18 protein-coding genes, 1 other RNA gene and 1 riboswitch are annotated in these 22013 nt (G+C 70.8%); of the genes, 14 read left to right on the top strand and 5 right to left on the bottom strand.

Translation table 11 applies throughout. The features are described 5' to 3' along the window. Nucleotides 1-83 precede the first annotated feature (83 nt). A riboswitch (cobalamin riboswitch) is annotated at nucleotides 84-305 on the bottom strand. A 182-nt stretch (nucleotides 306-487) separates the two neighbouring features. The 4 genes from PCA_RS12935 to PCA_RS12920 all read left to right on the top strand — a co-directional run bounded on the left by PCA_RS12935 (nucleotide 488) and on the right by PCA_RS12920 (nucleotide 6247). Continuing rightward, nucleotides 488-2197 carry a GNAT family N-acyltransferase gene (locus PCA_RS12935; protein ID WP_181303030.1) on the top strand — a complete coding sequence of 570 codons (1710 nt, stop codon included), beginning with the start codon at nucleotides 488-490 and terminating at the stop codon, nucleotides 2195-2197. Continuing rightward, a complete protein-coding gene (locus tag PCA_RS12930) occupies nucleotides 2194-3024 on the top strand; it encodes a UDP-2,3-diacylglucosamine diphosphatase (RefSeq protein WP_181303029.1) in 831 nt (276 codons plus the stop codon). Before PCA_RS12935 ends, PCA_RS12930 begins: the two co-directional genes overlap by 4 nt. A gap of 234 nt (nucleotides 3025-3258) precedes the next feature. Then, nucleotides 3259-4257 (top strand): tRNA dihydrouridine synthase DusB, encoded by a 999-nt coding sequence (gene dusB, locus PCA_RS12925; RefSeq protein WP_181303028.1) that lies wholly within the window; start codon nucleotides 3259-3261, stop codon nucleotides 4255-4257. Nucleotides 4258-4468: 211 nt separating this feature from the next. After that, the gene (locus PCA_RS12920; RefSeq protein ID WP_181303027.1) at nucleotides 4469-6247 is read left to right on the top strand and encodes a GGDEF domain-containing protein; all 1779 of its coding nucleotides are present in this window, start codon (nucleotides 4469-4471) and stop codon (nucleotides 6245-6247) included. 22 nt (nucleotides 6248-6269) lie between these two features. On the opposite strand, the gene PCA_RS12915 is transcribed toward PCA_RS12920, so the two are convergent. Beyond that, nucleotides 6270-7556, bottom strand: coding sequence for a nucleoside permease (locus PCA_RS12915; protein ID WP_181303026.1), 1287 nt, complete (start codon nucleotides 7554-7556; stop codon nucleotides 6270-6272). A gap of 157 nt (nucleotides 7557-7713) precedes the next feature. Between PCA_RS12915 and rhtC the strand changes: the two genes are divergently transcribed. Continuing rightward, a complete protein-coding gene (rhtC, locus tag PCA_RS12910; protein WP_181303025.1) occupies nucleotides 7714-8343 on the top strand; it encodes a threonine export protein RhtC in 630 nt (209 codons plus the stop codon). A 210-nt stretch (nucleotides 8344-8553) separates the two neighbouring features. Here rhtC and PCA_RS12905 read toward each other — a convergent pair whose 3' ends face one another. The 4 genes from PCA_RS12905 to PCA_RS12890 are packed head-to-tail and all read right to left on the bottom strand — an operon-like array spanning nucleotide 8554 to nucleotide 12800. Further along, nucleotides 8554-9144, bottom strand: coding sequence for a uracil-DNA glycosylase family protein (locus PCA_RS12905; protein ID WP_255436837.1), 591 nt, complete (start codon nucleotides 9142-9144; stop codon nucleotides 8554-8556). After that, nucleotides 9141-10514: an FAD-linked oxidase C-terminal domain-containing protein gene (locus tag PCA_RS12900; protein ID WP_181303024.1), complete on the bottom strand. Its 1374-nt coding sequence runs from the start codon at nucleotides 10512-10514 to the stop codon at nucleotides 9141-9143. Before PCA_RS12900 ends, PCA_RS12905 begins: the two co-directional genes overlap by 4 nt. A 25-nt stretch (nucleotides 10515-10539) precedes the next feature. Further along, nucleotides 10540-10896 carry a YraN family protein gene (locus tag PCA_RS12895; protein ID WP_181303023.1) on the bottom strand — a complete coding sequence of 119 codons (357 nt, stop codon included), beginning with the start codon at nucleotides 10894-10896 and terminating at the stop codon, nucleotides 10540-10542. Then, nucleotides 10896-12800, bottom strand: coding sequence for a penicillin-binding protein activator (locus PCA_RS12890; RefSeq protein ID WP_181303153.1), 1905 nt, complete (start codon nucleotides 12798-12800; stop codon nucleotides 10896-10898). Before PCA_RS12890 ends, PCA_RS12895 begins: the two co-directional genes overlap by 1 nt. Nucleotides 12801-12933: 133 nt before the next feature. Here PCA_RS12890 and rsmI point away from each other — a divergent pair, with 133 nt between their 5' ends. The 9 genes from rsmI to mraY all read left to right on the top strand — a co-directional run bounded on the left by rsmI (nucleotide 12934) and on the right by mraY (nucleotide 22012). Next, the gene (gene rsmI / locus PCA_RS12885) at nucleotides 12934-13761 is read left to right on the top strand and encodes a 16S rRNA (cytidine(1402)-2'-O)-methyltransferase (RefSeq protein ID WP_181303022.1); all 828 of its coding nucleotides are present in this window, start codon (nucleotides 12934-12936) and stop codon (nucleotides 13759-13761) included. Nucleotides 13762-13832: 71 nt separating this feature from the next. Further along, nucleotides 13833-14195, top strand: an RNA gene (gene rnpB, locus PCA_RS12880) — RNase P RNA component class A. 311 nt (nucleotides 14196-14506) lie between these two features. Further along, the gene (gene mraZ, locus PCA_RS12875) at nucleotides 14507-14953 is read left to right on the top strand and encodes a division/cell wall cluster transcriptional repressor MraZ (protein WP_181303152.1); all 447 of its coding nucleotides are present in this window, start codon (nucleotides 14507-14509) and stop codon (nucleotides 14951-14953) included. Nucleotides 14954-15001: 48 nt separating this feature from the next. Further along, nucleotides 15002-15943: a 16S rRNA (cytosine(1402)-N(4))-methyltransferase RsmH gene (rsmH, locus tag PCA_RS12870; protein ID WP_181303021.1), complete on the top strand. Its 942-nt coding sequence runs from the start codon at nucleotides 15002-15004 to the stop codon at nucleotides 15941-15943. Nucleotides 15944-15948: 5 nt separating this feature from the next. Further along, the gene (ftsL, locus tag PCA_RS12865; protein ID WP_181303151.1) at nucleotides 15949-16212 is read left to right on the top strand and encodes a cell division protein FtsL; all 264 of its coding nucleotides are present in this window, start codon (nucleotides 15949-15951) and stop codon (nucleotides 16210-16212) included. Further along, nucleotides 16209-18071, top strand: a complete 1863-nt coding sequence (locus PCA_RS12860) for a penicillin-binding protein 2 (protein WP_181303020.1) — start codon at nucleotides 16209-16211, stop codon at nucleotides 18069-18071. Before ftsL ends, PCA_RS12860 begins: the two co-directional genes overlap by 4 nt. Then, entirely contained in the window at nucleotides 18068-19558 is a 1491-nt protein-coding gene (locus PCA_RS12855; RefSeq protein ID WP_181303019.1) for a UDP-N-acetylmuramoyl-L-alanyl-D-glutamate--2,6-diaminopimelate ligase, read from the top strand. The genes PCA_RS12860 and PCA_RS12855 overlap by 4 nt, the downstream gene beginning before the upstream one ends. Then, the gene (gene murF, locus PCA_RS12850; RefSeq protein ID WP_181303018.1) at nucleotides 19555-20922 is read left to right on the top strand and encodes a UDP-N-acetylmuramoyl-tripeptide--D-alanyl-D-alanine ligase; all 1368 of its coding nucleotides are present in this window, start codon (nucleotides 19555-19557) and stop codon (nucleotides 20920-20922) included. Before PCA_RS12855 ends, murF begins: the two co-directional genes overlap by 4 nt. Beyond that, nucleotides 20912-22012, top strand: coding sequence for a phospho-N-acetylmuramoyl-pentapeptide-transferase (gene mraY, locus PCA_RS12845; protein WP_181303017.1), 1101 nt, complete (start codon nucleotides 20912-20914; stop codon nucleotides 22010-22012). The genes murF and mraY overlap by 11 nt, the downstream gene beginning before the upstream one ends. The last annotated feature ends 1 nt before the right edge of the window (nucleotide 22013 follow it).

Here is a 22013-nt window from a genome sequence, read left to right as displayed (position 1 = left end):
CCGCCGCGGTGCGCGCGGCGGGCGCGGCGCTCCCCGCGGAGAGCCAGGCCGATCGGCGCCCGTGCGCGCCGCATTTCGCGGCGCGTCCGGACTCCGGCCGAGGCAGGTCTTCGGGCTCGTGGACGTGGCCGGCGAGGGCCGGCCGCCTACTGTCCGCCGCTTCCCGGGCAGCTGTGCCCAGTGCGTCTGGCGAAGGTCGTTTCCACATACCGCTGCGGGGCAGCGCCGGATTTGCACCGGCTTCCCTCTTCGTTCCATCTTTTCATTCGGATGAAAAGATGGAAACCTCGGCGGGCGCAAGTTACGCCTCGGCAGGACGTCCGTCAACGTACGGCGGCGACCGGGGCGATCCGTAACCTGATTCGACGAAGTGAAGCCCTGCCTCCGTCGCTGCTCCGCGAGCTGTCATGTTCCTGTCGCGGCGTGGCAACGCGGCCGTCCCGTCAGCCGCGCAATCTTGCGCTGGGCCAGACAGAGGGTGGTCGCCATGCAAGCCATCGAGCAACGTCTGCAACAGCGTTACCCGCAGTGGTTCCGCGGTCGCCGCGGACATCTGGCCGTTCCCTTGCTGCACGGGTTGGCCCGCTGGTCGGGATTCGACGGCATCGACGTGTTCTGCGCAGAACACGCCCACCTGCGCGGCTTCGCCTTCGTCGAGGCGGCGCTGCAATGGCTGGAGCTGCATTACGACGCCGACCCGGCCGAGCTGGCGCGCATACCCGCAAAGGGGCCGCTGCTGATCGTCGCCAACCATCCCTGCGGCGCGCTCGACGCGCTGGCGCTGCTGGACGCGGTGGGCCGGGTGCGGCCCGACGCGCGCGTGGTCGCGAACGAGGTGCTGGCCCTGGTCGAGCCGCTGGCGGAGTTGCTGCTGCCGGTGCGCGTGTTCGGCGGCAAGGCCGGTGCGACCAGCCTGCGCCGGGTGGAACGCGCGCTGCGCGACGGCGAGTGCGTGATCGTGTTCCCGGCCGGCGAGGTCTCGCGGCTGGGCCTGCGCGGCGTGCGCGACCCGCGCTGGAACCCGGGTTTCCTGCGCTTCGCGCGCCGCCTGTCCGTGCCGGTGCTGCCGGTGCGCATCGAGGCGCGCAACTCGGCCTTGTTCTACGGGATTTCGGCGCTGTGCCGGCCGGCCTCGACCGCACTGCTGGTGCGCGAGATGCTTTCCCAGCGGCGGCGTCCGGTGCGCCTGCATGTGGGCGAGCCGATGCAGGTCGCCGCGGACGAAAGCGAGCCCGAGGCGCTGCGCCGCGTTCGTGGCGCGCTGTACGCCATCAACCGTGATGCGGCCACGGCCCCGGTCGGCCCCACGCCGGTGGCGCCGCCGATCGACAACGCCATTCTGGCCGCCGCGGTGGAGGCCTGCGAACTGCTGGGCACCACCAGCGACGGCAAGCAGATCCGCATGGCGCGCGGCCTCGGCGGTTCGCCGCTGCTGCAGGAGATCGGCCGCCTGCGCGAGCTGACCTTCCGCCAGGTCGGCGAGGGTACCGGCCGCAGCCGCGACCTCGACGCCTACGACGCGTATTACGACCACATCATGGTGTGGGACGCGCAGGCCGCGCGCATCGCGGGCGCCTACCGCGTGATGCGCGGCGCCGAGGCGCTGGCGCGCACCGGGCTGGCCGGCTTGTACACGTCCTCGCTGTTCCGCTACGCCGACGAGGCCGTGCCGCGGCTGGCGGCGGGGCTGGAACTGGGGCGCAGCTTCGTGGTGCCGGACTACTGGGGCAGCCGCAGCCTGGACTACCTGTGGCAAGGCATCGGCGCCTACCTGCTGCGCTACCCGGGCGTGCGCTACCTGTATGGCGCGGTGTCGATCAGCGCCGCGTTGCCGCGCGCGGCCAGCGAGCAGATCGTGGCGTACTACCAGCGCTACCACGGCAGTGCGCAGGCGCTGGCCAGCGCCCGCCGCCCGTTCGTGTTCGAGCACGGCGAGCCGTCGTTCGAGGGGCTGGACGGCGCGGCCGCGCACGACGCGCTGAAGGTCGCGCTGGACCGGCTCGGCGCCTCCGTGCCCATGCTCTACAAGCAGTACACCGAGCTGTGCGAGCCCGGCGGCGCGCGTTTCTTCGCATTCGGCGTGGACCCGGAGTTCAGCGGCTCCATCGACGGATTGATCGAGGTGGACATGGAGCTGCTGCGGCCACGCAAACGCCAGCGCTACCTGCAGCGCCAGCAGCAGGGAGCTGCCGCATGAAGCGCGTGATGCCCGCCGGCAGCGAACGGCGCCTGCGTGCCGTATTCATATCCGACGTGCACCTGGGCGCGAAGCATTGCCACGCGCGGGAACTGGCGGATTTCCTCGACGGCCTGCGCTGCGAGCGGCTGTACCTGGTGGGCGACATCGTCGATCTCTGGTGGATCGCGCGGCGCCGCACGCGCTGGGACGGCGCCTGCGCGCGCGTGGTCGAGGCGCTGCACGCCCTGCACCAGCGCGGCACCGCGCTGATCTACATTCCAGGCAACCACGACCGGCCGCTGCGCCGGCTGTGCGGCCTGCTGATGCCCGGCATGCGCGTGCACCGGCGCGTGGTGCACGTCACCGCGGACGGCCGCCGCCTGCTGGTCACGCACGGCGACGACTACGACAACGTCACCCAGTTCGGCGGCCTGCAGGAGCGCCTGGGCGACTGGATCTACTACCGCATCCTGACCTGCAACCGCTGGCTCAACCTGGCCCGGCGCCGGCTGGGCCTGCGCTACTGGTCGCTGTCCGCGTTCGTGAAACGGCAGAGCGGCGCGGCCGAGCGCTACATCGAGCGCTTCGTGCAGGCGGGGCTGGACGACGCCGCGCGGCGCCGCCTCGACGGCATCGTCTGCGGCCACATCCACCGTGCCGCGCTGATCCAGCGCGACGGCGTGGTCTACGCCAACGACGGCGACTGGGTGGAAAGCCTCACCGTGCTGACCGAGGATGCCGATGGCGCACTGCGCCTGCTGGGCCACCGCGGCGAAGTGCTGTCCGAGTTGCCGCCGCGCACGCGGCCGACGGTGGCCGTGCCGCAGGTGCTGGCAGCGGCCTGAGCGGTTCGCACGCCGGTTCCGCGCGACAGGCCACGTCGCCGAAAGCGACGCATCCGGATGCCGGAACGCCACGACGGGCCCAGGCCCGGGAGAACGGGACGCCTCATCCGTGATGGCGGTGGTCGCGGCAGGCGTCGACGCAGCCTTGGCAGCTTGCGCGGGCTCGCGCCGGCGTCCCTCGTTCGCAGCCGAACTGCCCTAGACTGTCGCGGTAGCGACAGCTTGTTCCGGCACATGCACATCGGCCCTTACCGCATTGATCCTCCCCTGGTGCTCGCCCCGATGGCCGGGGTGACCGACAAGCCGTTCCGCCTGCTCTGCAAGCGACTGGGTGCCGGCTACGCCGTTTCCGAGATGACGATCAGCGACCCGCGCTTCTGGACGACGAAGAAGAGCCGCTGGCGCATGGACCATGCCGGCGAGCCGGAACCGGTGGGCGTGCAGATCGCCGGGGCCGACCCCGCGTTCCTGGCCGAGGCGGCGCGCCACAACGTGGCGCTGGGCGCCGAGGTGGTGGACTTGAACATGGGCTGCCCCGCCAAGAAGGTCTGCAATGCCTGGGCGGGGTCGGCGCTGCTGCAGGACGAGGCGCTGGTCGGCCGCATCCTGGACGCGGTGGTGGCGGCGGTGGCCGTGCCGGTCACCCTCAAGATCCGCATCGGCTGGAACCGGGAAAACCGGAACGGCGTGGCGATCGCGCGCATCGCCGAAGCGGCGGGCATCCGGGCACTGGCGGTGCACGGGCGCACGCGGGACATGCACTACACCGGCGAGGCCGAGTACGACATCATCGCCGCGATCAAGCAGGCGGTGAAGATCCCGGTGATGGCGAACGGCGACATCGCCGGCCCGGAGAAGGCGAAACAGGTGCTGGACCTGACCGGCGCCGATGCGCTGATGATAGGCCGCGCCGCACAGGGGCGGCCGTGGATCTTCCGCGAGATCGCGCATTACCTGGAAACCGGCGAACTGCTGCCGCCGCCGCAGCCCGCCGAGGTGGGCGAAATCCTGCTCGCCCATCTGGAGCAGCTCTACGTCCACTACGGCGAACCGGATGGCGTGCGCATCGCCCGCAAGCATCTCGGGTGGTATGCGAAGGACCGGCCCGAGAACGCGGGATTCCGGGCAGTCGTCAACCGGGCCGAGACCGCCGCCGACCAGATGCGGCTGGCCCGGGAATACTTCGAGGCGCTGCAGGCGGGCGTGCCGCCCGCGGTCGCCAAGGCGGCCTGAGCGCCAGCGACGGCGCTGCCTGCGGCGCCGGCAGACGGGTGTCATCGCCCGGTCACGACCGGGCTTCGGTCCCTGCCTGCCACCCGGCCTGCAGGCGAACGGCTTCCCGCGCACGCCTGCGGCGGCCCGGAGCGGGCCACGGCTGAACATGGCCGCCGTCCGGAAAAGCTATCATCGCCCGATTGACACTCGACGTGGAAACGGGTTTCGGATGCGTCAGGGGGCGTGGTGGGGTTTGTTGCTGGCGCTGGCGGCGATGCCGGTCGCCGCGGCTTCGATGAACGCGTTCCGCGAACGCGCGGTCACCGATCCGCATGGCCTGATCGCCGATGTCCGCCAGCAACTGGACAGGGCCGGACCCGCGCTGGCGCCCGCGCGCGAGCGCGAATTGCTGTGGGGCATGGGCACGGCCGCGATCAACAGCAACGACGATGCCGCGCTGGCCGAGGCCACGCTGCGGCTGGACGGCCTGGTCACGGTGGCGCAGGACCCGGTGGCCGCCGCCGCGGCCGGTTTCCTGCGGGCGCGCCATGGCATCGCCAATGGCCTCGGCGACGGCCTGGGCGAGGCGCTGCGGGCCGCGAACAAGGTGCAGGGCGATGCCGACCCGGAGATCGACGCCTGGGCGCGCTTCCAGTTGTGCGACGCCTACGCGCTCGCCGAAAAGCCGGACAAGGCGCTGCCGCTGTGCCGCCAGGCGGTGGCGGCCTACAGCGCGCTGAACGACGATTTCGGCGTCGGCGACGCCGAGAACGACGTGGGCATCGCGCTGGCCACGCTGGACCAGGTGGACGAGTCGTCCGCGGCCTACCAGCGTGCGCGCCAGGGCTACGCCAAGGTCAAGGCGGAGCAACTGGTGGTGATGGTGGGCGACAACCTCGCGCAGATGTACCTGAAGCAGGGGCGCGCACGCGAGGCGCTGGCCCTGTCCAGGGCCTCGTTGCGGCAGGAGCTGGCCGCGGGACGCATCAGCGACGCGCTGTTCTCCCGCACCGACATCGCCCGGGCCGAAGCCGCGCTGGGCCATCATCGCCGCGCCTATGCGCTGATGCGGGAGACCGTGGAGCAGGCGCGCAAGGCCGGCATCAATGGCCAGCTCGCCGACATGCTGCGGGTGGAAAGCGGCATGGCCGAACAGGTCGGCGACCTGCGCCAGGCGCTGGCCGACGAACGCGAGGCGGGGCGTATCGTCGGTGCGACCGAGACGCCGGCGCTGCGCGCCGTGGAGATCGAACTGGAGCAGCGCTACGCCGCGCGCGAGAAGGAATTGCGCATCGGCGAGCTGGAACACGCGAACGAACTGAAGGACCTGCAGCTGAAGTCGGCGCAGGCCGATGCGGCGCGCCGCCGCGAGGAGCAGCAGCGCGAGCGCGTGGCGAACACCACGATCGTGCTGCTGGCCACGGCCCTGCTGCTGGTCGTGGGCATGCTGGTGCTGCAGCTGCGCGCGCAGCGGCGGCTCGCCGGCGAGCTGCAGGCGCAGACCTTGCGCGATCCGCTTACCGGCATCGCGAACCGGCGCGGGTTCCAGCAGCGCGCCAGCGAGTTGCTGGGCGCGTCCCGCGACCCCCGCAGTCCGCCGCACGTGCTGCTGCTGATCGACATCGACCATTTCAAGAGCATCAACGACAGCATCGGGCATCTGCAGGGCGACCGCGTGCTGCGGCTGCTCACCGACCATCTGACCATGGCGGTGGACGACGGCTGCTTCGTGGCGCGCATCGGCGGCGAGGAATTCACCGTGATGTGCCCGCATGCCGGCCTCGCCGCCGGCATGCGCCTGGCCGAAACGCTGCGCAAGGGCGTGGCGGCGCTGGCGCTGCCGGAAGACCTGCCGCTGGACCGGCTCACCATCAGCATCGGCGTGGCGCAGTTCGACGGCGCGCGCTGCCACGACTTGTCGAGCTGGATGCGCGCCGCCGACATGGCGCTGTATTCGGCCAAGTCCGGCGGGCGCGACCGGGTGATGGCCAGCATGCAGGCGGGCTGACCCGCCGCCGCGGCGCGTGCGTTCAGTGGGTGGGCAGCGGCCGCGCCGCCGCGGCCGCATCGTGCCGGTGCTTGAACAGCGGCACGAACAGCACCGCCATCGCCAGCGCATAGGCCGCGAACGCCAGCCAGATGCCGCGCCAGTCCTTGCAGATCAGCACCGCATCGTCGCAGGCGTGGTTGGTGAAGAAGTGGTCGATCACGAAGCCGGCGAGCAGGCTGCCCAGCACCGCGCCCACGCCGTTCGTCATCAGCATGAACAGGCCTTGCGAGCTGGCGCGGATCTTCGGATCGGCCTGGCCTTCGACGAACAGCGAGCCGGAGATGTTGAAGAAGTCGAACGCCATGCCGTAGACGATGCACGACAGCACGATCATCCACAGCCCGCCCAGCGGTTCCGGGTCGCCGAACGCGAACAGCGCGAAGCGCAGCACCCAGGCCAGCATGCTCATCGTCATCACCGCCTTGATGCCGAAGCGCTTCAGGAAGAACGGGATGGTGAGGATGAACGCGGTTTCCGAGAACTGCGAGATCGAGATGATGATGGTGGAGTACTTCACCGTCAGCAGGTTCGCGTATTCGGGCACCTTCACGAAGTCGCTGAGGAAAGCGTCGCCGTAGGCGTTGGTGAGCTGCAGCGCCGCGCCCAGCAGCATCGCGAAGACGAAGAACACCGCCATGTTGCGGTTCCTGAACAGCACGAACGAGCTGAGGCCCAGGCGCTCGGTGAGGCTGCGGCTGTGCGCGGCGTCCAGCCGCGGCGGGCACTTCGGCAGGGTGAAGGCATACAGGCCCAGCAGCAGCGACGCGGCGGCGGCCACGTGGAACTGCGCCGGCGAGGCCTTGAAGCCGAGCAGGCTGGTGGTCCAGGTGGCGGCGATGAAACCGACCGTGCCCCACACGCGGATCGGCGGGTAGGTGATCACCACGTCCTGCCCCTGCTGCTTCAGCGCGTTGTACGCCACCGTGATCGAGAGCGAGATGGTGGGCATGTAGAAGCACATGTACAGCAGCACCACCCAGAACATCTGCTGCGGATCGCCCGCGTGCGGGATCGCGAGCAGCACCGCCGCGCCCGCGATCTGGAACGCGCCGTACAGGCGCTCCGCATTGACCCACTTGTCCGCCACGATGCCGGCGATCGAGGGCATGAACAGCGAGGCGATGCCCATGGTGGAGAAGATCGCGCCGAAGCTGGTGCCCGACCAGTGCAGGTTCTGGAACCACCACGTGCCGATGGTCAGCAGCCACGCGCCCCAGATGTAGTACTGGAAGAAATTCAGGATGACGAGGCGGAGCTTGAGGCTCATGGATTCCGGATTCCCCTGGCTTGGCCCGGGGAAAGCCCCGTGGCCGCATTGCTGGATCGGAGGAGGGTAGAGGAAGCGGCCGGAGCGCAGCAAGGCGCGGCACGGCGTCGCCGCGGGGCTACACTGCGGCTTCCCGTTCGTGTCCGGTGCGCATCGCATGAACCTGTTCCTCACCCTCGCCGTGGTGCAGCTGATCGCCTTGATGAGCCCGGGGCCGGACTTCTTCTACGTCTCGCAGACCGCCGTGAGCCATTCGCGCCGCGAGGCGCTGGCCGGCGTGGTCGGCATCGCGCTGGGCGTGGCGATCTGGGCGGCGCTGGCGCTGCTCGGCCTGCAACTGCTGCTGCACCGGCTGGCGTGGCTGGAACGGCTGATCGCCGCCTGCGGCGGCGCCTACCTGTGCTGGATGGGCTTGAAGATGCTGCGCGGCGCGCTGGCCGCGCCCGCGAACGGCGCGCCGACGCATGCGGTGCGACTGGCGAACGGCCCCTGGCGCGCGCTGCGCAACGGCTTGTTCACCAACCTCGCCAACCCCAAGGCGGTGGTGTACTTCGGCAGCATCTTCTCCGCCTTCGTCGGCGACGGGCTGGGCGCGGGCGCGCGCTGGGGCCTGTGGCTGATGGTGGTGGCCGAGACACTGCTGTGGTTCGCGCTGGTGGCCGGCGTGTTCGCGCTGCCGGCGATGCGCCGCGGCTACCTGCGCCTGCGCCGCTGGATCGACGGCTGCGCCGGCGCCGTGTTCGTGCTGTTCGGCCTGCACCTGATCTTCACGCGGCGCACGGCTTGAGGCGGGCTCCGAAACCGCAGCCATCGCCGCTACCGCCGCCACCCCGTTGCTGTTGCCGTCATTCCAGCGAAAGCTGGAATCCAGTCAAACGACTCGTGCAGAGCACGCAAATCAGGTTTCGTGTGCTTCGCACGCATGCTTCACTGGATTCCAGCTTTCGCTGGAATGACGATGAGGGGATGGACGACGGATGCGGTGCGGAGGGCGTTCCTAACGCAACGCCTCCGCCACCAGCCGCCGCAGCTCCGGCAGCAGCTCCGCCTCGAACCACGGATTGCGCGTGAGCCACAGCCGGTTGCGCGGGCTGGGGTGCGGCAGCGGCAGCACGCCGCGTGCGAGATGTTCGCGCCAGGCCAGCACGGTATCGGTGAGCGTGCGCCCGCGCCGCTCGCCGAGCAGGCCCGCCTGCGCGTACTGGCCGATCGCCAGCGTCAGCTGCACCTGCTTCAGTTGCGGCAGCAGGCGCGGATGCCAGGTGGGCGCGCATTCCGGCCGCGGCGGCAGGTCGCCGCCCTTGCCGGTGCCGGGGAAGCAGAAGCCCATCGGCACGATGGCGATCTTCCGCGCGTCGTAGAACGTCGCGCGATCCACGCCCAGCCAGTCGCGCAGGCGATCGCCGCTGACATCGTTGAACGGGATGCCGGTCTCGTGCACCTTGCGTCCCGGCGCCTGGCTCACGATCAGCAGCCGCGACTGCAGCGAGGCCTGCAGCACCGGCCGCGGCCCCAGCGGCAGTTGCGCCGCGCAGATGCGGCAGGCGCGCACCTCGGCGAGCAGCTGGTCGAAGGCGGCGGGTTTCAAGGCAGCAGCTTTCCGGGATTGAGGATGCCGTCGGGGTCGAACGCGGCCTTGATGCCGCGCATCAGCTCCAGCGTGCCGCCCTCCAGCGCCAGCGGCATGAACTCGCGCTTGACCACGCCGATGCCGTGCTCGCCCGAGATCGTGCCATCCAGCGCGAGCACCAGCGCGAACAGCTCGGGCAACGCCGCGCAGGCGCGCTCGATCTCGTCCACGTCGCGCGGCAGCAGGTTCACGTGCAGGTTGCCGTTGCCGGCATGGCCGAAGCTCACGATGGGCACGGCGTGCTTTTCCGCCAGCGCGTGCACGCCATCCACCAGCTCGGGCAGGCGGCTCACCGGCACCACCACGTCCTCGTTGATCTTGTGCTGGGTGGCGGCGCGCTGGGCGAAGGAAAGCGCCTTGCGCGCCGCCCACAGGGCGCGGGTCTGTGCCTCGTCGCGGGCGACTTCCAGTTGCACCAGTCCGTCCACACGGGCGGCGGATTCCACGGCCGCGACGGCGCCGTCCAGCGCATCGGGCGCCCCGTCCAGCTCGATCATCAGCAGCGCCTCGGCCACGGGCACGCCGGCTTCGGGCTGGTGTTCGCGCGCCAGCTTCAGCGCCAGCGCATCCATGAACTCCAGCGCGCACGGCGTGGCGGGCTGCGCCATGATGCGGGCCACCGCCTCCATCGCGGCCACGGTGCTGCGATAGGTGGCGCGCAGCGTGCGCAGGCCGGCAGGTTTCGGCGTGAGCTTGAGCGTGGCCTCGGTGATCACGGCCAGCGTGCCTTCCGAACCGACCAGCAGGCGCGTGAGGTCGTAGCCGATCGCGCTCTTGGTGGTCCGCGTGCCGCAGCGGAAACTCTCGCCGTTGCCGGCCACTGCGCACAGGCCCAGCACGTTGTCGCGGGTGGAACCGTACTTCACCGCGTGCGGCCCGGAGGCGTTGCACGCCAGGTTGCCGCCCACCGTGCACCACGGCGCCGAGCCCGGATCGGGCGCCCAGAAGAAGCCGTGCGGCGCCAGCGCCTGCTGCAACGCCTCGTTCGTCACGCCCGGCTCCACCACCGCGAGGCGGTCGTCCGGGGCGATGCGCAGGATGCGGTCCATGCGCAGGAAGTCCGCCACCACGCCGCCTTCCATCGGCACCGAGGCGCCGGTGGAACTGGTGCCGCCGCCGCGCGCGGTGAGCGGCACGCGATGCCCGCGGCACGCACGGACCAGCATTTCCACTTGCGCATGCGCGGTGGGAAACACCACCGCGTCGGGCAGCGCGTGCAGTCGCGAGTTGTCGTGGGCATGGGCGCGGCGATCGGCTTCCGCGAGGGAGAGCGCATCGCCGGGGAAAATCTCGCGCAGCGTATCGAGCAGGGCAGCGGGCAGGGGCATCGGCCTAGCGTAGCGGATTGCCGCCTCAGCCGGCTTCGAACGCTCCGCGCAACCACTCCATGCGCGCGTCGGCGGCGGGCCCGTCGTAGCTGACCACGTCGAAGCGGCAGGCGCGGTGCGCGTGCTGCGGATGGGCCGCAAGCCACAGCTGGGCGGTGCGGATCAGCTTGTCCCGCTTGCCGCGGGTGACCGAGGCAAGCGCGTCGCCGTGGCCGGCGCGCACGCGGTAGCGCACCTCGACGAACGCCACCGTGTCGCGGTCCAGCATGACCAGGTCGAGTTCGCCGTGGCGGGTGGTGTAGTTGCTCGCCAGCAGTTTCAGGCCGGCGCGTTCCAGCTCGGCGCGGGCGCGCTGTTCGAACGCAGCGCCGGCCGCGCGCATCAATGGGTGGACGCGGCGGCGGCCGGTACGCTGCCGCCGTCGGCGGGCGCGGCGACGGCGCCGCTCTGCGCGGGAAGGTCGTCCACCTGCAGGCTGCCGCCCAGCGGGCGGGCGAGGCCGTTCTGGAATTTCGCCCAGATCAGCACGCGGCTGATGCGGCCGAACTGGTCCGCGGTGAGCTGGCCGGAGGCGCCGGGCAGGTAGCTGCCGGGATGGCTGCGCAGCCAGTCGAGATAAGGCACCAGGTTCCAGGCGTCCATGCCGAACGCGAACAGCCGCGCACTGCCGTCGCGGGCGGCGGGCAGCAGGTTGGCGACGTCGTCGTGGCGCGGCAGGCCGGGCTGGGCGTCGAACAGCCACGGCGCGTCGCAGAACTCCACGCCGTTGAGGTCGCCGTCGGCGGTGGGATTGTCGGAGCCGGCGTAGACGTGCGAGGTGGCGAACACTGGCAGCGCAACCCGGGCGATCTGCAGCTGCGGCAGCAGCAGGCGCGCCTGGTTGGGACGCATGCTGATGAAGATGCCGGCGTTGCCCGCGGGGGCGCCGGCGTCGGCGGGGTTGCCGGCGGCGGCATCGGGCGCGGGCGTGGTGGCGGGCGGAAGTTGCAGGCTGGCGATCACGCCGGTGTAGGTCGCGCCGGTGGCTGGCAGCGTGGCCATGCCGCTGACCTCGCCGCCGCGGGCGATCAGCTCGGCCTTGAACGCGCTGGCCGCGCGCTGGGCGAAGTCGTCGCCGGAGATCACCACGTAGGCCTGGTGCAGCCCGCGTTCGATCATGTGGTCGGCGGCCTGGGCGCCTTCGGTTTCCGGCAGCAGGCCGAATTCGCTGGCGTCCGTGGCAGGCAACTGCCGGTTGTCGGGGTGGTTCAGCGCCAGCACCGGCACCGGCAGCGTGGGCTGGGCGAACAGCGCCGCCACCTCGCCGCGGGTGAGCGGCCCGACTACCAGTTGCGCGCCGTCGCTGGTGGCCTGCTGGTAGGCCTTGACCGCGCCGTCGTTGCTGCCGTGCGTGTCGTAGATGCGCACCGAGGCACGCGGCGCACGGGTGCGCGCATCTTCCGCATAGGCAGCAAAGAAGCCTTCGCGGATCGCGTTGCTGGCGGCCGCATACACGCCGTTCTCGGGCAGCAGCAGCGCCACGTGGGCGGGCATCTTGTAGCCCTCGCGCACCTCGGCGCCTGTGCCCGGCACCAGCGTGCCCACCGGTTGCTGCAGCGACGGCGGCGCCTGCGCCACGGTGACGCCGAGCTGGGTGAGCGCCTCGTTCGTCCACGACAGCATGCGGTCGCCCGGTTTCATCGCGGCGGCGCGCTGCTTGAGCGAGGCCACGTCGAGCCTGGTGAGCTGGGCGAGGATCTGCTTGCGGTTCTCCGCGCGGTCCATGCCTTGCAGGCGGTCGTCCATCTGCACGCGCGTGCGGGCGGCGCCCCAATGGTCGCCGGTGGCGGCCTGGGCTTGCGCGCGCAACTCGAACAGCCGGAACTGCAGCTTGTCCGGCACCGCGACGGTGGGCTGGGTGGTCAGCTGCAGCGCAGTGGCGGCGTCGTGGTGGCGCAGCGCGAGTTCGGCACGCAGCAGGTCGAAACGCACGGCGTCGTCGCCCTGCAGGTTCGCGCGCTTGATCTGCGCCAGGATGGGCGCAGCCGTTTCGATCTTGCCTTCCTCGCGCCACGCTTCGGCCGCCAGCAGGCGGTAGCGGTCGGCATGGCCGTCGTATTGCGATGCCAGCGCGAGATAGGCTTGCGCGGCCTGGTCGAACCGGCCTTGCGTGGCCAGCGCTGCGGCGCTGTCCGCCGCGGCGATTTCGGCAGGCGTGGGCTTCGTGTTGCCGGGAACGCAACTGCCCAGTATCAGCGTGGCGGCCAGCAACAGGATGGGGCCGAGGGCCGGCAGGGACGGCCGCATGACGGGGAGCAGGCGCATCGGGAGTCTCTTGTCGTTATTCGCGGCGTATCTGCGCGATGATAGCCGATCGTTTCCGTGACTTGAGGATGCGCCGGACGCCATCGGCGCCCGCCGCCACCGCAGGAGCTTGCGCATGTCGTCCGTTCAACCAGGCTGCCTGTGGGTGGTCGCCACGCCGATCGGCCACCGCGACGATTTCTCCGCGCGCGCGATCGCGACGCTGCGCGAGGCGACGGTGATCGCCGCCGAAGACACCCGCCACAGCCGCCCGCTGCTGCTTCATCACAATATCGTCACGCCGCTGCTGGCGCTGCACGAGCACAACGAGCGCGAAGTGGTGGACGCCGTCGTGCAGCGCCTGCTGGGCGGCGAATCCGTGGCGCTGATTTCCGATGCGGGCACGCCGCTGATTTCCGATCCGGGCTTCCGGCTGGTGCGCGCGGCGCGCGCGGCAGGCATACGCTGCGCACCGGTGCCGGGCGCCTGCGCGGCGATCGCCGCGTTGTCGGTGGCCGGCTTGCCCAGCGACCGGTTCGTGTTCGAGGGTTTCCTGCCGCCGAAATCCGCGGCGCGGCGCGCGCGCCTGCAGGAGCTGGCGGGCGATCCGCGCACGCTGATCTTCTACGAGTCCTCGCATCGCGTGGCCGAAAGCCTGGACGACATGCGTGCGGTGTTCGGCGACGAACGCGAAGCCGTGCTGGCGCGCGAACTCACCAAGCTGTTCGAGACGGTGATCGACGAACCGCTGGCGCAGCTCGCCGCACGCGTGGCGGCCGATCCCGACCAGCAGCGCGGCGAATGCGTGATCCTCGTCGCCGGCCGCGGCGAGGAAGCCGACGCGAAACTCGCCGAGGGCCGGCGCGTGTTCGCGATCCTGCGCGACGAGCTGCCGCCGGCCAAGGCGGCGAAGCTGGCCGCGGCGATCAGCGGCGCCCCGCGCAAGGCCTTGTACGAATCCTGAAGGCTGGCGACGGCGCGCTTTGCCGAATCCCGACTCCCCAATCCCGCATCCCGGCCATTACAATGGTCGCCGGAGTCGGCCGGACAGTCGCGTCGCGCGCAAGCGCGTCGAGGAAAGTCCGGGCTCCACAGGGCAGAGTGCCAGGTAACGCCTGGGCGGCGCGAGCCGACGGCCAGTGCAACAGAAAGCAAACCGCCGATGGCCCGCAAGGGCACAGGCAAGGGTGAAACGGTGCGGTAAGAGCGCACCGCGCGCGGGGCCAACGCCGCGTGGCACGGTAAACCCCACTCGGAGCAAGACCAAATAGGGGAACGATAACGCGGCCCGCGTTGTTCCCGGGTAGGTTGCTGGAGCCAGGCGGCGACGCCTGGCCGAGAGGAATGACTGTCGCGCCGCAAGGCGTACAGAACCCGGCTTACAGGCCGACTCCACCTTTCCCGTCCGACCCCGGCGCAGGCATGCGCCGGGGCTTGGCGCGTGTCCGGGGCGGGCGTGAACGGCGATTCATGCTGGATCGCCTGCACCGGGGCACGGACCGGCCTTTGCGCTGTGGCCGGTCAAATCGATTGCAGAAAAATTTCCGTGCATTCAAGCACCTTGGGAGTGTTCCTCAGAAAGTGCTGGAAACGCGGTCATAACTTCGCCTTTCTCCTTGATTCACAAGCAAAAATGCCTTGACAGTCTCAGGGCCTGCGACTATCGTGGCTTTCAGTGTGAAATCGTGGATATTCGTGGAGTCTGTTACGTGTTCCAGGGCGAGACCGCCATCACCGTCGACGACAAGGGCCGCCTGGCCATACCGACCGCGTACCGCGAGTTGGTGGCGGGCGCCTGCGCGAACCGGCTGGTGGTCACCTACAACCCGTTCGAGCCGGGCTGCCTGTGGCTGTTCCCGCATGCCGAGTGGGAAAAGGTGCGCGACCAGGTCAACGCGTTGTCCAAGGTGGTCAAGGCGCACCGCGACATGCAGATGAAGATCGTGGGCGCCGCCGCGGTGGTGGAGCCGGATGGCGCTGCGCGCATCCTGCTGCCGGCCAGCCAGCGCGCGACCACGGGTATCGAGAAGAAGGCGGTTCTGCTGGGCATGGGCAACAAGTTCGAGCTGTGGAGCGAACAGGCTCACCTCGCCAAGATCCGCCAGACCATCGGCGAAGGCGAAATCACCAACGACATGGCCGCGCTGCAGCTCTAGAGCGCGGCGCGCGGTTTTGCGGGCGGGATACGGGACGGGAGGTGCGGCATGGCCGAATTGCGGCACATCCCGGTAATGCTGGACGAAGCGGTGGAGGGCCTTGCCGTGCAGGCAGGCGGGCGTTATCTGGATGGCACCTTCGGGCGCGGCGGTCATGCCCGCGCGGTGCTGTCGCGCCTCGATGCCGACGGACGGCTGCTGCTGATGGACCGCGACCCGATCGCGGTCGCCGCCGCGAAGGAGGCGTTCGCCGCCGAGCCGCGCGTCGCCATCCGTCACGCCAACTTCGCCAGCCTCGCCGACTGGGACGAGACCGCCGCCGGCCTCGACGGCGTGCTGCTCGATCTCGGCGTGTCCTCGCCGCAGCTCGACGAGGCCGCGCGCGGCTTCAGCTTCATGGCCGATGCGCCGCTGGACATGCGCATGGACACCACCCAGGGCGAGAGCGCGGCGGACTTCCTCGCCCATGCCTCCGAGCGCGAGATCGCCGACGTGCTGTGGCAGTTCGGCGAGGAGCGTTTCAGCCGCAAGATCGCCCGCGCCATCGTGGAGCGCCGCGCGGAAAACCCGTTCACCCGCACCGGCGAACTGGCCGCGCTGATCGAGCGCGTGGTGGGCCGGCGCGAACCGGGCAAGCATCCGGCCACGCGCAGCTTCCAGGCGCTGCGCATCCGCGTGAACGGCGAGCTGGACGCGGTGCGCCGCGGGCTGGATGCCGCGCTGGCGCGACTGAAGCCCGGCGGCCGGCTCGCGGTGATCAGCTTCCACTCGCTGGAAGACCGCATCGTCAAGCAGTTCATCCGCGACCATTCCGGGCGCGTGCAGGGCAGCCGGCGCGGTCCGCCGCAGGCCGCGGCGCCGGCCGAGCTGGCCGCGGTGGGCAAGGCGCAGTTTCCGTCCGAGGCCGAGCTCGCGGCGAATCCGCGCGCCCGTTCGGCCGTGCTGCGGGTGGCCGAGAAGCTGCCCGGGCCGCAGGCGGGGCACGCATGAAGGCGATCCAGGCCATCCTCATGCTCGCGCTGCTGGGCGCCGTGCTGGCCAGCGCGATCAGCGTGGTGTGGGCGCGCCACGAGAGCCGCGTGCTGTTCGTCAGGCTGACCGGGCTGCAGAACCAGCGCGACGACATGAACATCGAATACGGCAAGCTCGAACTGGAGCAGGCCACGTTCGCCGAGCCGCGCCGCGTCGACGAAGAGGCGCGCAGGCAGCTGGGCATGGTCGATCCCAGCCCGCAAGACATCCGGTTGCTGCGCCGATGAGGTGGCGCGACCGCACACGCCCGCAACTGCAGCGTGCCACGCCATCGCCCAGCCGTCGCCGCGGCGCCGGTCCCAGCGCGCGCCAGCGCATGGTGGTGGTGGTGGGCATCCTCGGCCTGGTCTCGCTGGGCCTGGTGGCGCGCGCGTTCGACCTGCAGGTGGTGCGCAAGCAGTTCTACCAGAAGCAGGGCGACGCGCGCTTCCTGCGCGAGGTGCCGATCCCGGTGTCGCGCGGCACCATCTTCGACCGCAACGGCGAGCCGCTGGCGGTCTCCACGCCGGTCACCTCGATCTGGGCGAACCCCGCGGAGCTGCTGGCCAACGACGACCGCCTGCCCGAGCTGGCGAAGGCGCTGGGCGGCAACGCCACCGACATCAAGCGCTACCTGGAGCAGCGCGCGAGCCGCGAGTTCGTCTACCTGCGCCGGCAGATGGCGCCGGAGGCGGCGCAGGCCGTGCTCGACCTGGACATCCCCGGCATCAACGGCCAGCGCGAATTCAAGCGCTTCTACCCGTCGGGCGAGGTGACCGCGCACATCCTCGGCTTCACCAACATCGACGACCACGGCCAGGAAGGCCTGGAACTCGCCTACGACGACTGGCTGGCCGGCAAGCCGGGCGCCAAGCGCGTGATCCGCGACGGCAAGGGCCACGTGGTCGAGGATCTGGAGCAGGTGCGTGCGCCCAAGCCCGGGCAGAACCTCACGCTCAGCATCGACCGCGGCCTGCAGTTCCTCGCCTACAACGAACTGAAGAACACGCTGGAGAAGTTCAACGCCCCGTCCGGCTCGATGGTGGTGCTGGACGTGCGCACCGGCGAGATCCTGGCGATGGCCAGCCTGCCCACCTACAACCCGAACGCGGTGAGCGGCAGCAAGCCGGCGCAGCGGCGCAACCGCGCGCTCACCGACGTGGTGGAGCCGGGCTCCACGATGAAGGCGTTCACGCTGGCGGCGGCGCTGTCCAGCGGCAAGTACACGCCGACCGGTCCGATCATCGATACCGGCAACGGCCACTGGTACTTCTACGGCCACGACATCCGCGACGACGACCCGAACGGCCTGCTCACCCCGACCGGCGTGCTCACCCGCTCCAGCAACGTGGGCGCGGCGAAGATCGCGATGACGCTGGATACCTCGCTGATGTACGACACCTACCGCGCGTTCGGCTTCGGCAACAGCACCGGCAGCGGCTTCCCTGGCGAGGCCTCGGGCTACCTGAAGATCGGCCGCGGCTGGCGGCCGCTGGAAAAGGCGATCATGGCCTACGGCTACGGCCTGAACGTCACGCCGCTGCAGCTCGCGAACGCCTACGCCACCATCGCCGACGGCGGCGTGATGCACACGCCCACCTTCATCAAGGGCGACGACAGCCCGGGCAAGCAGATCATCTCGCCGCAGGTGGCGCACGAACTGGTCGGCATGCTGGAGACCATCACCGGCCCCAACAGCACCGGCGCCAGGGCGCGCATCGCGAATTACAGCGTGGCGGGCAAGACCGGCACGTCGCACCAGGCGATCGCCGGCGGCTATTCCAAGAACACCTACAACTCGCTGTTCGCCGGCATCGTGCCGGCCAGCGACCCGCGCCTTGTCGGCGTGGTGGTGATCAACGGCACCACCAAGGGCGGCTACTTCGGCGGCACCGTGTCGGCGCCGGCGTTCGCCGCGGTGATGAGCGGCGCGGTGCGCCTGCTCGACATCCCGCCGGACAACATCGGCCGCTGGTACGTGGGCGGCCCGCTGCAGGGCAACGGCGGCCTGGTCGGCAGCGACCAGGTGCAGAAGCCGGCGCCGAACGACGTGCCGGCGAACGAGGCGCCGGTGGACGAGGCTCCCGCGGAAGGAGCGCTGCCATGAGCACCGGCCACCTCGACCAGTTGCTGCTGGGCATCGCCGACGCGCCGCTGGCGGCCGCGCCGGGCGCGGCGCGCATCGTGGTCTCCGGTCTGGCGCTGGATTCGCGCAAGGTGCGCCGCGGCGACGCTTTCCTCGCACTGCGCGGCGCGCACAGCCACGGCATCCAGTTCGCCGCCATCGCCGCGCAGCGCGGCGCGGAAGTGGTGCTGGCCGAGGCGCCGGCGGTGGAGCACGCGCCGCTGGACGTGCCGGTGCTGTGGATCGACGGCCTGCAGGACAAGGTGGGCGAGATCGCCGCGCGCTTCCACGGGCGTCCGTCCGAGGCGGTGCGCGTGGTCGGCGTCACCGGCACCAACGGCAAGACCTCCACCGTGCAGTTGCTGGCGCAGGCGCTGACCTTCCTGGGCCATCGCGCCGCCAGCATCGGCACGCTGGGCGCGGGCCTGCACGGTCGCCTGCGCGAAGGCGATCGCACCACGCCGGACGCGGTCAGCGTGCACGGCCTGCTGGCGGAGTTCCGCGATGCCGGCGCCACCCACGTGGCGATGGAAGTGTCCTCGCACGCGCTGGAGCAGGGCCGCGTGGGCGCGGTGGATTTCGAGGTCGCCGCGTTCACCAACCTCACCCGCGACCATCTCGACTACCACGGCAGCATGGAAGCCTACGGCGCGGCGAAGGCGAAGCTGTTCGCATGGCCGGGGCTGCGCAACGCGGTGATCAACGTCGACGACGCATTCGGCGCGCAGCTGCTGCAGGCGCTGCCGCCCGGCGTGCGCGCGTTGCGCGTGAGCGCGCGCGGCGATGCCGCGGCGGACGTGGCGGCCGGCGCCGTGGTCAGCACGGCCGAAGGCCTGGCCTTCGTGCTGCGCACGCCCTGGGGCACGCACACGCTGAAGAGCCACCTGCTGGGCCTGTTCAACGTCGCCAACCTGCTCACCGTGGCGGCCTGCCTCGGCGCGCTGGACGAACCGTTCGAGCGCATCGTGGCGGCGCTGGAAAACCTGCAGCCGGTCAATGGCCGCATGAGCCGGCTGGGCGGCCGTCACGGCCTGCCGCTGGCGGTGGTGGACTACGCGCACACGCCCGACGCGCTGGAACAGGTGCTGAGCGCGGTGCGCGCGCACTGCCGCGGGCGGCTGATCTGCGTGTTCGGCTGCGGCGGCGAGCGCGACGCGGGCAAGCGCCCGGAGATGGGCGCGATCGCGGCGCGGCTGGCGGATGTCTGCATCGTCACCGACGACAACCCGCGCGGCGAGAACGGCGACGCCATCGTGGCGCAGATCGTGGCCGGCATGGGCGCGGCGCGCGAACGCTTCGTGCAGCGCGACCGCGCCGCCGCGATCGGGCAGGCGCTGGCGATGGCCGAGCCGGCCGACGTGGTGGTGATCGCCGGCAAGGGCCACGAAACCTACCAGGAAGGCGCGGGCGGCAAGCGTCCGTTCGACGACATGCTGGTCGCGCGTGCGGCCCTGGAGCGGCGCGCATGATGCAGCTGAGCGCGATCGCCATGTGGACCCGCGGCCACCTGCTGGGCGAGGACGCCGCCGTGGGCGGCGTCGCCATCGATACCCGCGGGCTGAAGGCCGGCGACCTGTTCGCCGCGTTCAAGGGCGAGCGCGTGGACGGCCACGATTACCTGGCCCAGGCCGCCGCCGCCGGCGCCGCCGGCGCGCTGGTCGCGCGCAAGGTGGACAGCCCGCTGCCGCAGGTGCTGGTGGACGACGTGGAAGCGGCGCTGGGCGACCTCGCCAGCGCGGTGCGCGCACAGCGTCAGGCGCGGGTGATCGGCATCACCGGTTCCAACGGCAAGACCACGGTGAAGATGCTGACGGCGGCGATCCTGTCGCTGCACGGGCGCACCCACGTCAACACCGGCAGCTACAACAACGAGATCGGCCTGCCGCTGACCCTGCTGGCGATGCCCGAGGACACCGAATACGCGGTGCTGGAGATGGGCGCCGGCAAGCCGGGCGACATCGCCTACCTCGCCGCCATCGCGCGGCCCGATATCGGCCTCGTCAACATCATCGCGCCCGCGCATCTTGAGCGCATGGGCAGCGTGGAAGGCGTGGCCGAGACCAAGGGCGCGCTGTACCAGGCACTGCCGGCGGACGGCGTGGCGATCATCAATGCGGACGACGCGTTCGCCGGCTTCTTCGCCGGGCTGGCCGGCACGCGCCGCGTGCTGCGCTTCGGCCTGGAACACAAGGCTGACGTGGGCGCGGACATCGTGGAGCAGCGCACCGACGGCTCGCTGTTCGTGCTGAGCACGCCGACCGGCGACGCCGAAGTGGAGCTGGCGCTGCCCGGACGCCACAACATCGCGAACGCACTGGCCGCCGCCGCCGTGGCGCTGGCGCTGGACGTGCCGCTGGACACCATCGCGGCGGGGCTGGCGCAGGCGCGTCCGGTCGCGGGGCGTCTGCGCCACGTGGCGCTGCCCGGCGGCGCCACGCTGATCGACGACAGCTACAACGCGAACCCCGGCTCGCTGGCCGCGGCGATCGACACGCTGGCGCTGGCCGCAGGCGAGCGCTGGCTGGTGCTGGGCGACATGGCCGAACTCGGCGCCGACGCCCGCGCGCTGCACGCCGGCGTGGGCGTGCGGGCGCGCGAGCACGGCATCCAGCGCCTGTTCGCGGTCGGCCCGCTGGGCGCCGCGGCGGTGGAGGCGTTCGGCGCCGGCGGCGCGCATTTCGCCGACAAGGCGGCGTTGATCGGTGAGCTGAAGGCCGATCTGCATGCAGGCGTGACCTGCCTGGTCAAGGGCTCGCACTCATCGGGCATGGATGAGGTGGTGCGCGCGCTGGAAGGGGCCACGAGCAAGGAGGGCGCGCACCATGCTGCTTGATCTCGCCGACTGGATGGCGCGGCACTTCACCACGCTGCACCTGTTCCAGTACATCACCTTCCGTACCATCATGGCCGCGCTCACCGCGCTGGCGGTGTCGCTGCTGCTGGGCCCGGCGCTGATCCGCAAGCTGGCGGCGCTGAAGGCCGGCCAGGTGGTGCGCAGCGACGGTCCGCAGACGCACCTGTCCAAGGCCGGCACGCCGACCATGGGCGGCGTGATGATCCTGCTCGCGGTGACCGTGGCCACGCTGCTGTGGGCCGACCTGCACAGCCGCTACGTGTGGGTGGTGCTGGCGGTGATGCTGGCGTTCGGCGTGATCGGCTTCTACGACGACTACCGCAAGCTGGTGCTGAAGGACAGCCGCGGCCTCGCCTCGCGCTGGAAGTATTTCTGGCAGTCGCTGTTCGGCCTGTGCGCGGCGCTGTTCCTGTACTACACCGCGCCGCACGCGGTCGGCAACGCGCCGGTGGCGGAAACCGCGCTGTACCTGCCGTTGTTCAAGCACGTGGCGATTCCGCTCGGCGTGTTCTTCGTGGTGGTGACCTATTTCATCATCGTGGGCTTCTCCAACGCGGTGAACCTCACCGACGGCCTCGACGGCCTCGCGATCATGCCCACCGTGCTGGTGTCCGGCGCGCTGGGCGTGTTCGCCTACCTCGCCGGCAACAAGGTGTTCTCCGAATACCTGGGCATCCCGTCGATCCCCGGCGCGGGCGAGCTGTCGATCTACTGCGGCGCGCTGGCCGGCGCGGGGCTGGGCTTCCTGTGGTTCAACACCTATCCGGCCCAGGTGTTCATGGGCGACGTGGGCGCGCTGGCGATCGGCGCCGCGCTGGGCTGCATCGCGGTGATCGTGCGCCAGGAGATCGTGCTGCTGGTGATGGGCGGCGTGTTCGTGCTGGAAACCGCCTCGGTGATGATCCAGGTGGCCAGCTTCAAGCTCACCGGCAAGCGCGTGTTCCGCATGGCGCCGATCCACCACCACTTCGAGCTCAAGGGCTGGCCCGAGCCGCGGGTGATCGTGCGCTTCTGGATCATCAGCGTCGTGCTGGTGCTGATCGGCCTCGCCACGTTGAAGGTGCGCTGAC

The sequence above is a fragment of the Rhodanobacter sp. PCA2 genome (assembly GCF_013620825.1).
Lineage (GTDB): Bacteria > Pseudomonadota > Gammaproteobacteria > Xanthomonadales > Rhodanobacteraceae > Rhodanobacter_A.
This window is presented reverse-complemented; position numbering and strand designations above follow the sequence as displayed.

What these genes read in the sequence shown, in the direction of transcription:
- rsmI (WP_181303022.1), top strand. Translation starts at nt 12,934, where the DNA reads ATGTCGTCCGTTCAACCAGGCTGCCTGTGGGTGGTCGCCACGCCGATC.
- PCA_RS12855 (WP_181303019.1), top strand. Translation starts at nt 18,068, where the DNA reads ATGAGCACCGGCCACCTCGACCAGTTGCTGCTGGGCATCGCCGACGCG.
- dusB (WP_181303028.1), top strand. Translation starts at nt 3,259, where the DNA reads ATGCACATCGGCCCTTACCGCATTGATCCTCCCCTGGTGCTCGCCCCG.
- PCA_RS12920 (WP_181303027.1), top strand. Translation starts at nt 4,469, where the DNA reads ATGCGTCAGGGGGCGTGGTGGGGTTTGTTGCTGGCGCTGGCGGCGATG.
- rhtC (WP_181303025.1), top strand. Translation starts at nt 7,714, where the DNA reads ATGAACCTGTTCCTCACCCTCGCCGTGGTGCAGCTGATCGCCTTGATG.
- rsmH (WP_181303021.1), top strand. Translation starts at nt 15,002, where the DNA reads ATGGCCGAATTGCGGCACATCCCGGTAATGCTGGACGAAGCGGTGGAG.
- mraY (WP_181303017.1), top strand. Translation starts at nt 20,912, where the DNA reads ATGCTGCTTGATCTCGCCGACTGGATGGCGCGGCACTTCACCACGCTG.
- murF (WP_181303018.1), top strand. Translation starts at nt 19,555, where the DNA reads ATGATGCAGCTGAGCGCGATCGCCATGTGGACCCGCGGCCACCTGCTG.
- PCA_RS12930 (WP_181303029.1), top strand. Translation starts at nt 2,194, where the DNA reads ATGAAGCGCGTGATGCCCGCCGGCAGCGAACGGCGCCTGCGTGCCGTA.
- PCA_RS12900 (WP_181303024.1), bottom strand. Translation starts at nt 10,514, where the DNA reads ATGCCCCTGCCCGCTGCCCTGCTCGATACGCTGCGCGAGATTTTCCCC.
- PCA_RS12860 (WP_181303020.1), top strand. Translation starts at nt 16,209, where the DNA reads ATGAGGTGGCGCGACCGCACACGCCCGCAACTGCAGCGTGCCACGCCA.
- PCA_RS12915 (WP_181303026.1), bottom strand. Translation starts at nt 7,556, where the DNA reads ATGAGCCTCAAGCTCCGCCTCGTCATCCTGAATTTCTTCCAGTACTAC.
- PCA_RS12890 (WP_181303153.1), bottom strand. Translation starts at nt 12,800, where the DNA reads ATGCGGCCGTCCCTGCCGGCCCTCGGCCCCATCCTGTTGCTGGCCGCC.
- PCA_RS12935 (WP_181303030.1), top strand. Translation starts at nt 488, where the DNA reads ATGCAAGCCATCGAGCAACGTCTGCAACAGCGTTACCCGCAGTGGTTC.
- PCA_RS12895 (WP_181303023.1), bottom strand. Translation starts at nt 10,896, where the DNA reads ATGCGCGCGGCCGGCGCTGCGTTCGAACAGCGCGCCCGCGCCGAGCTG.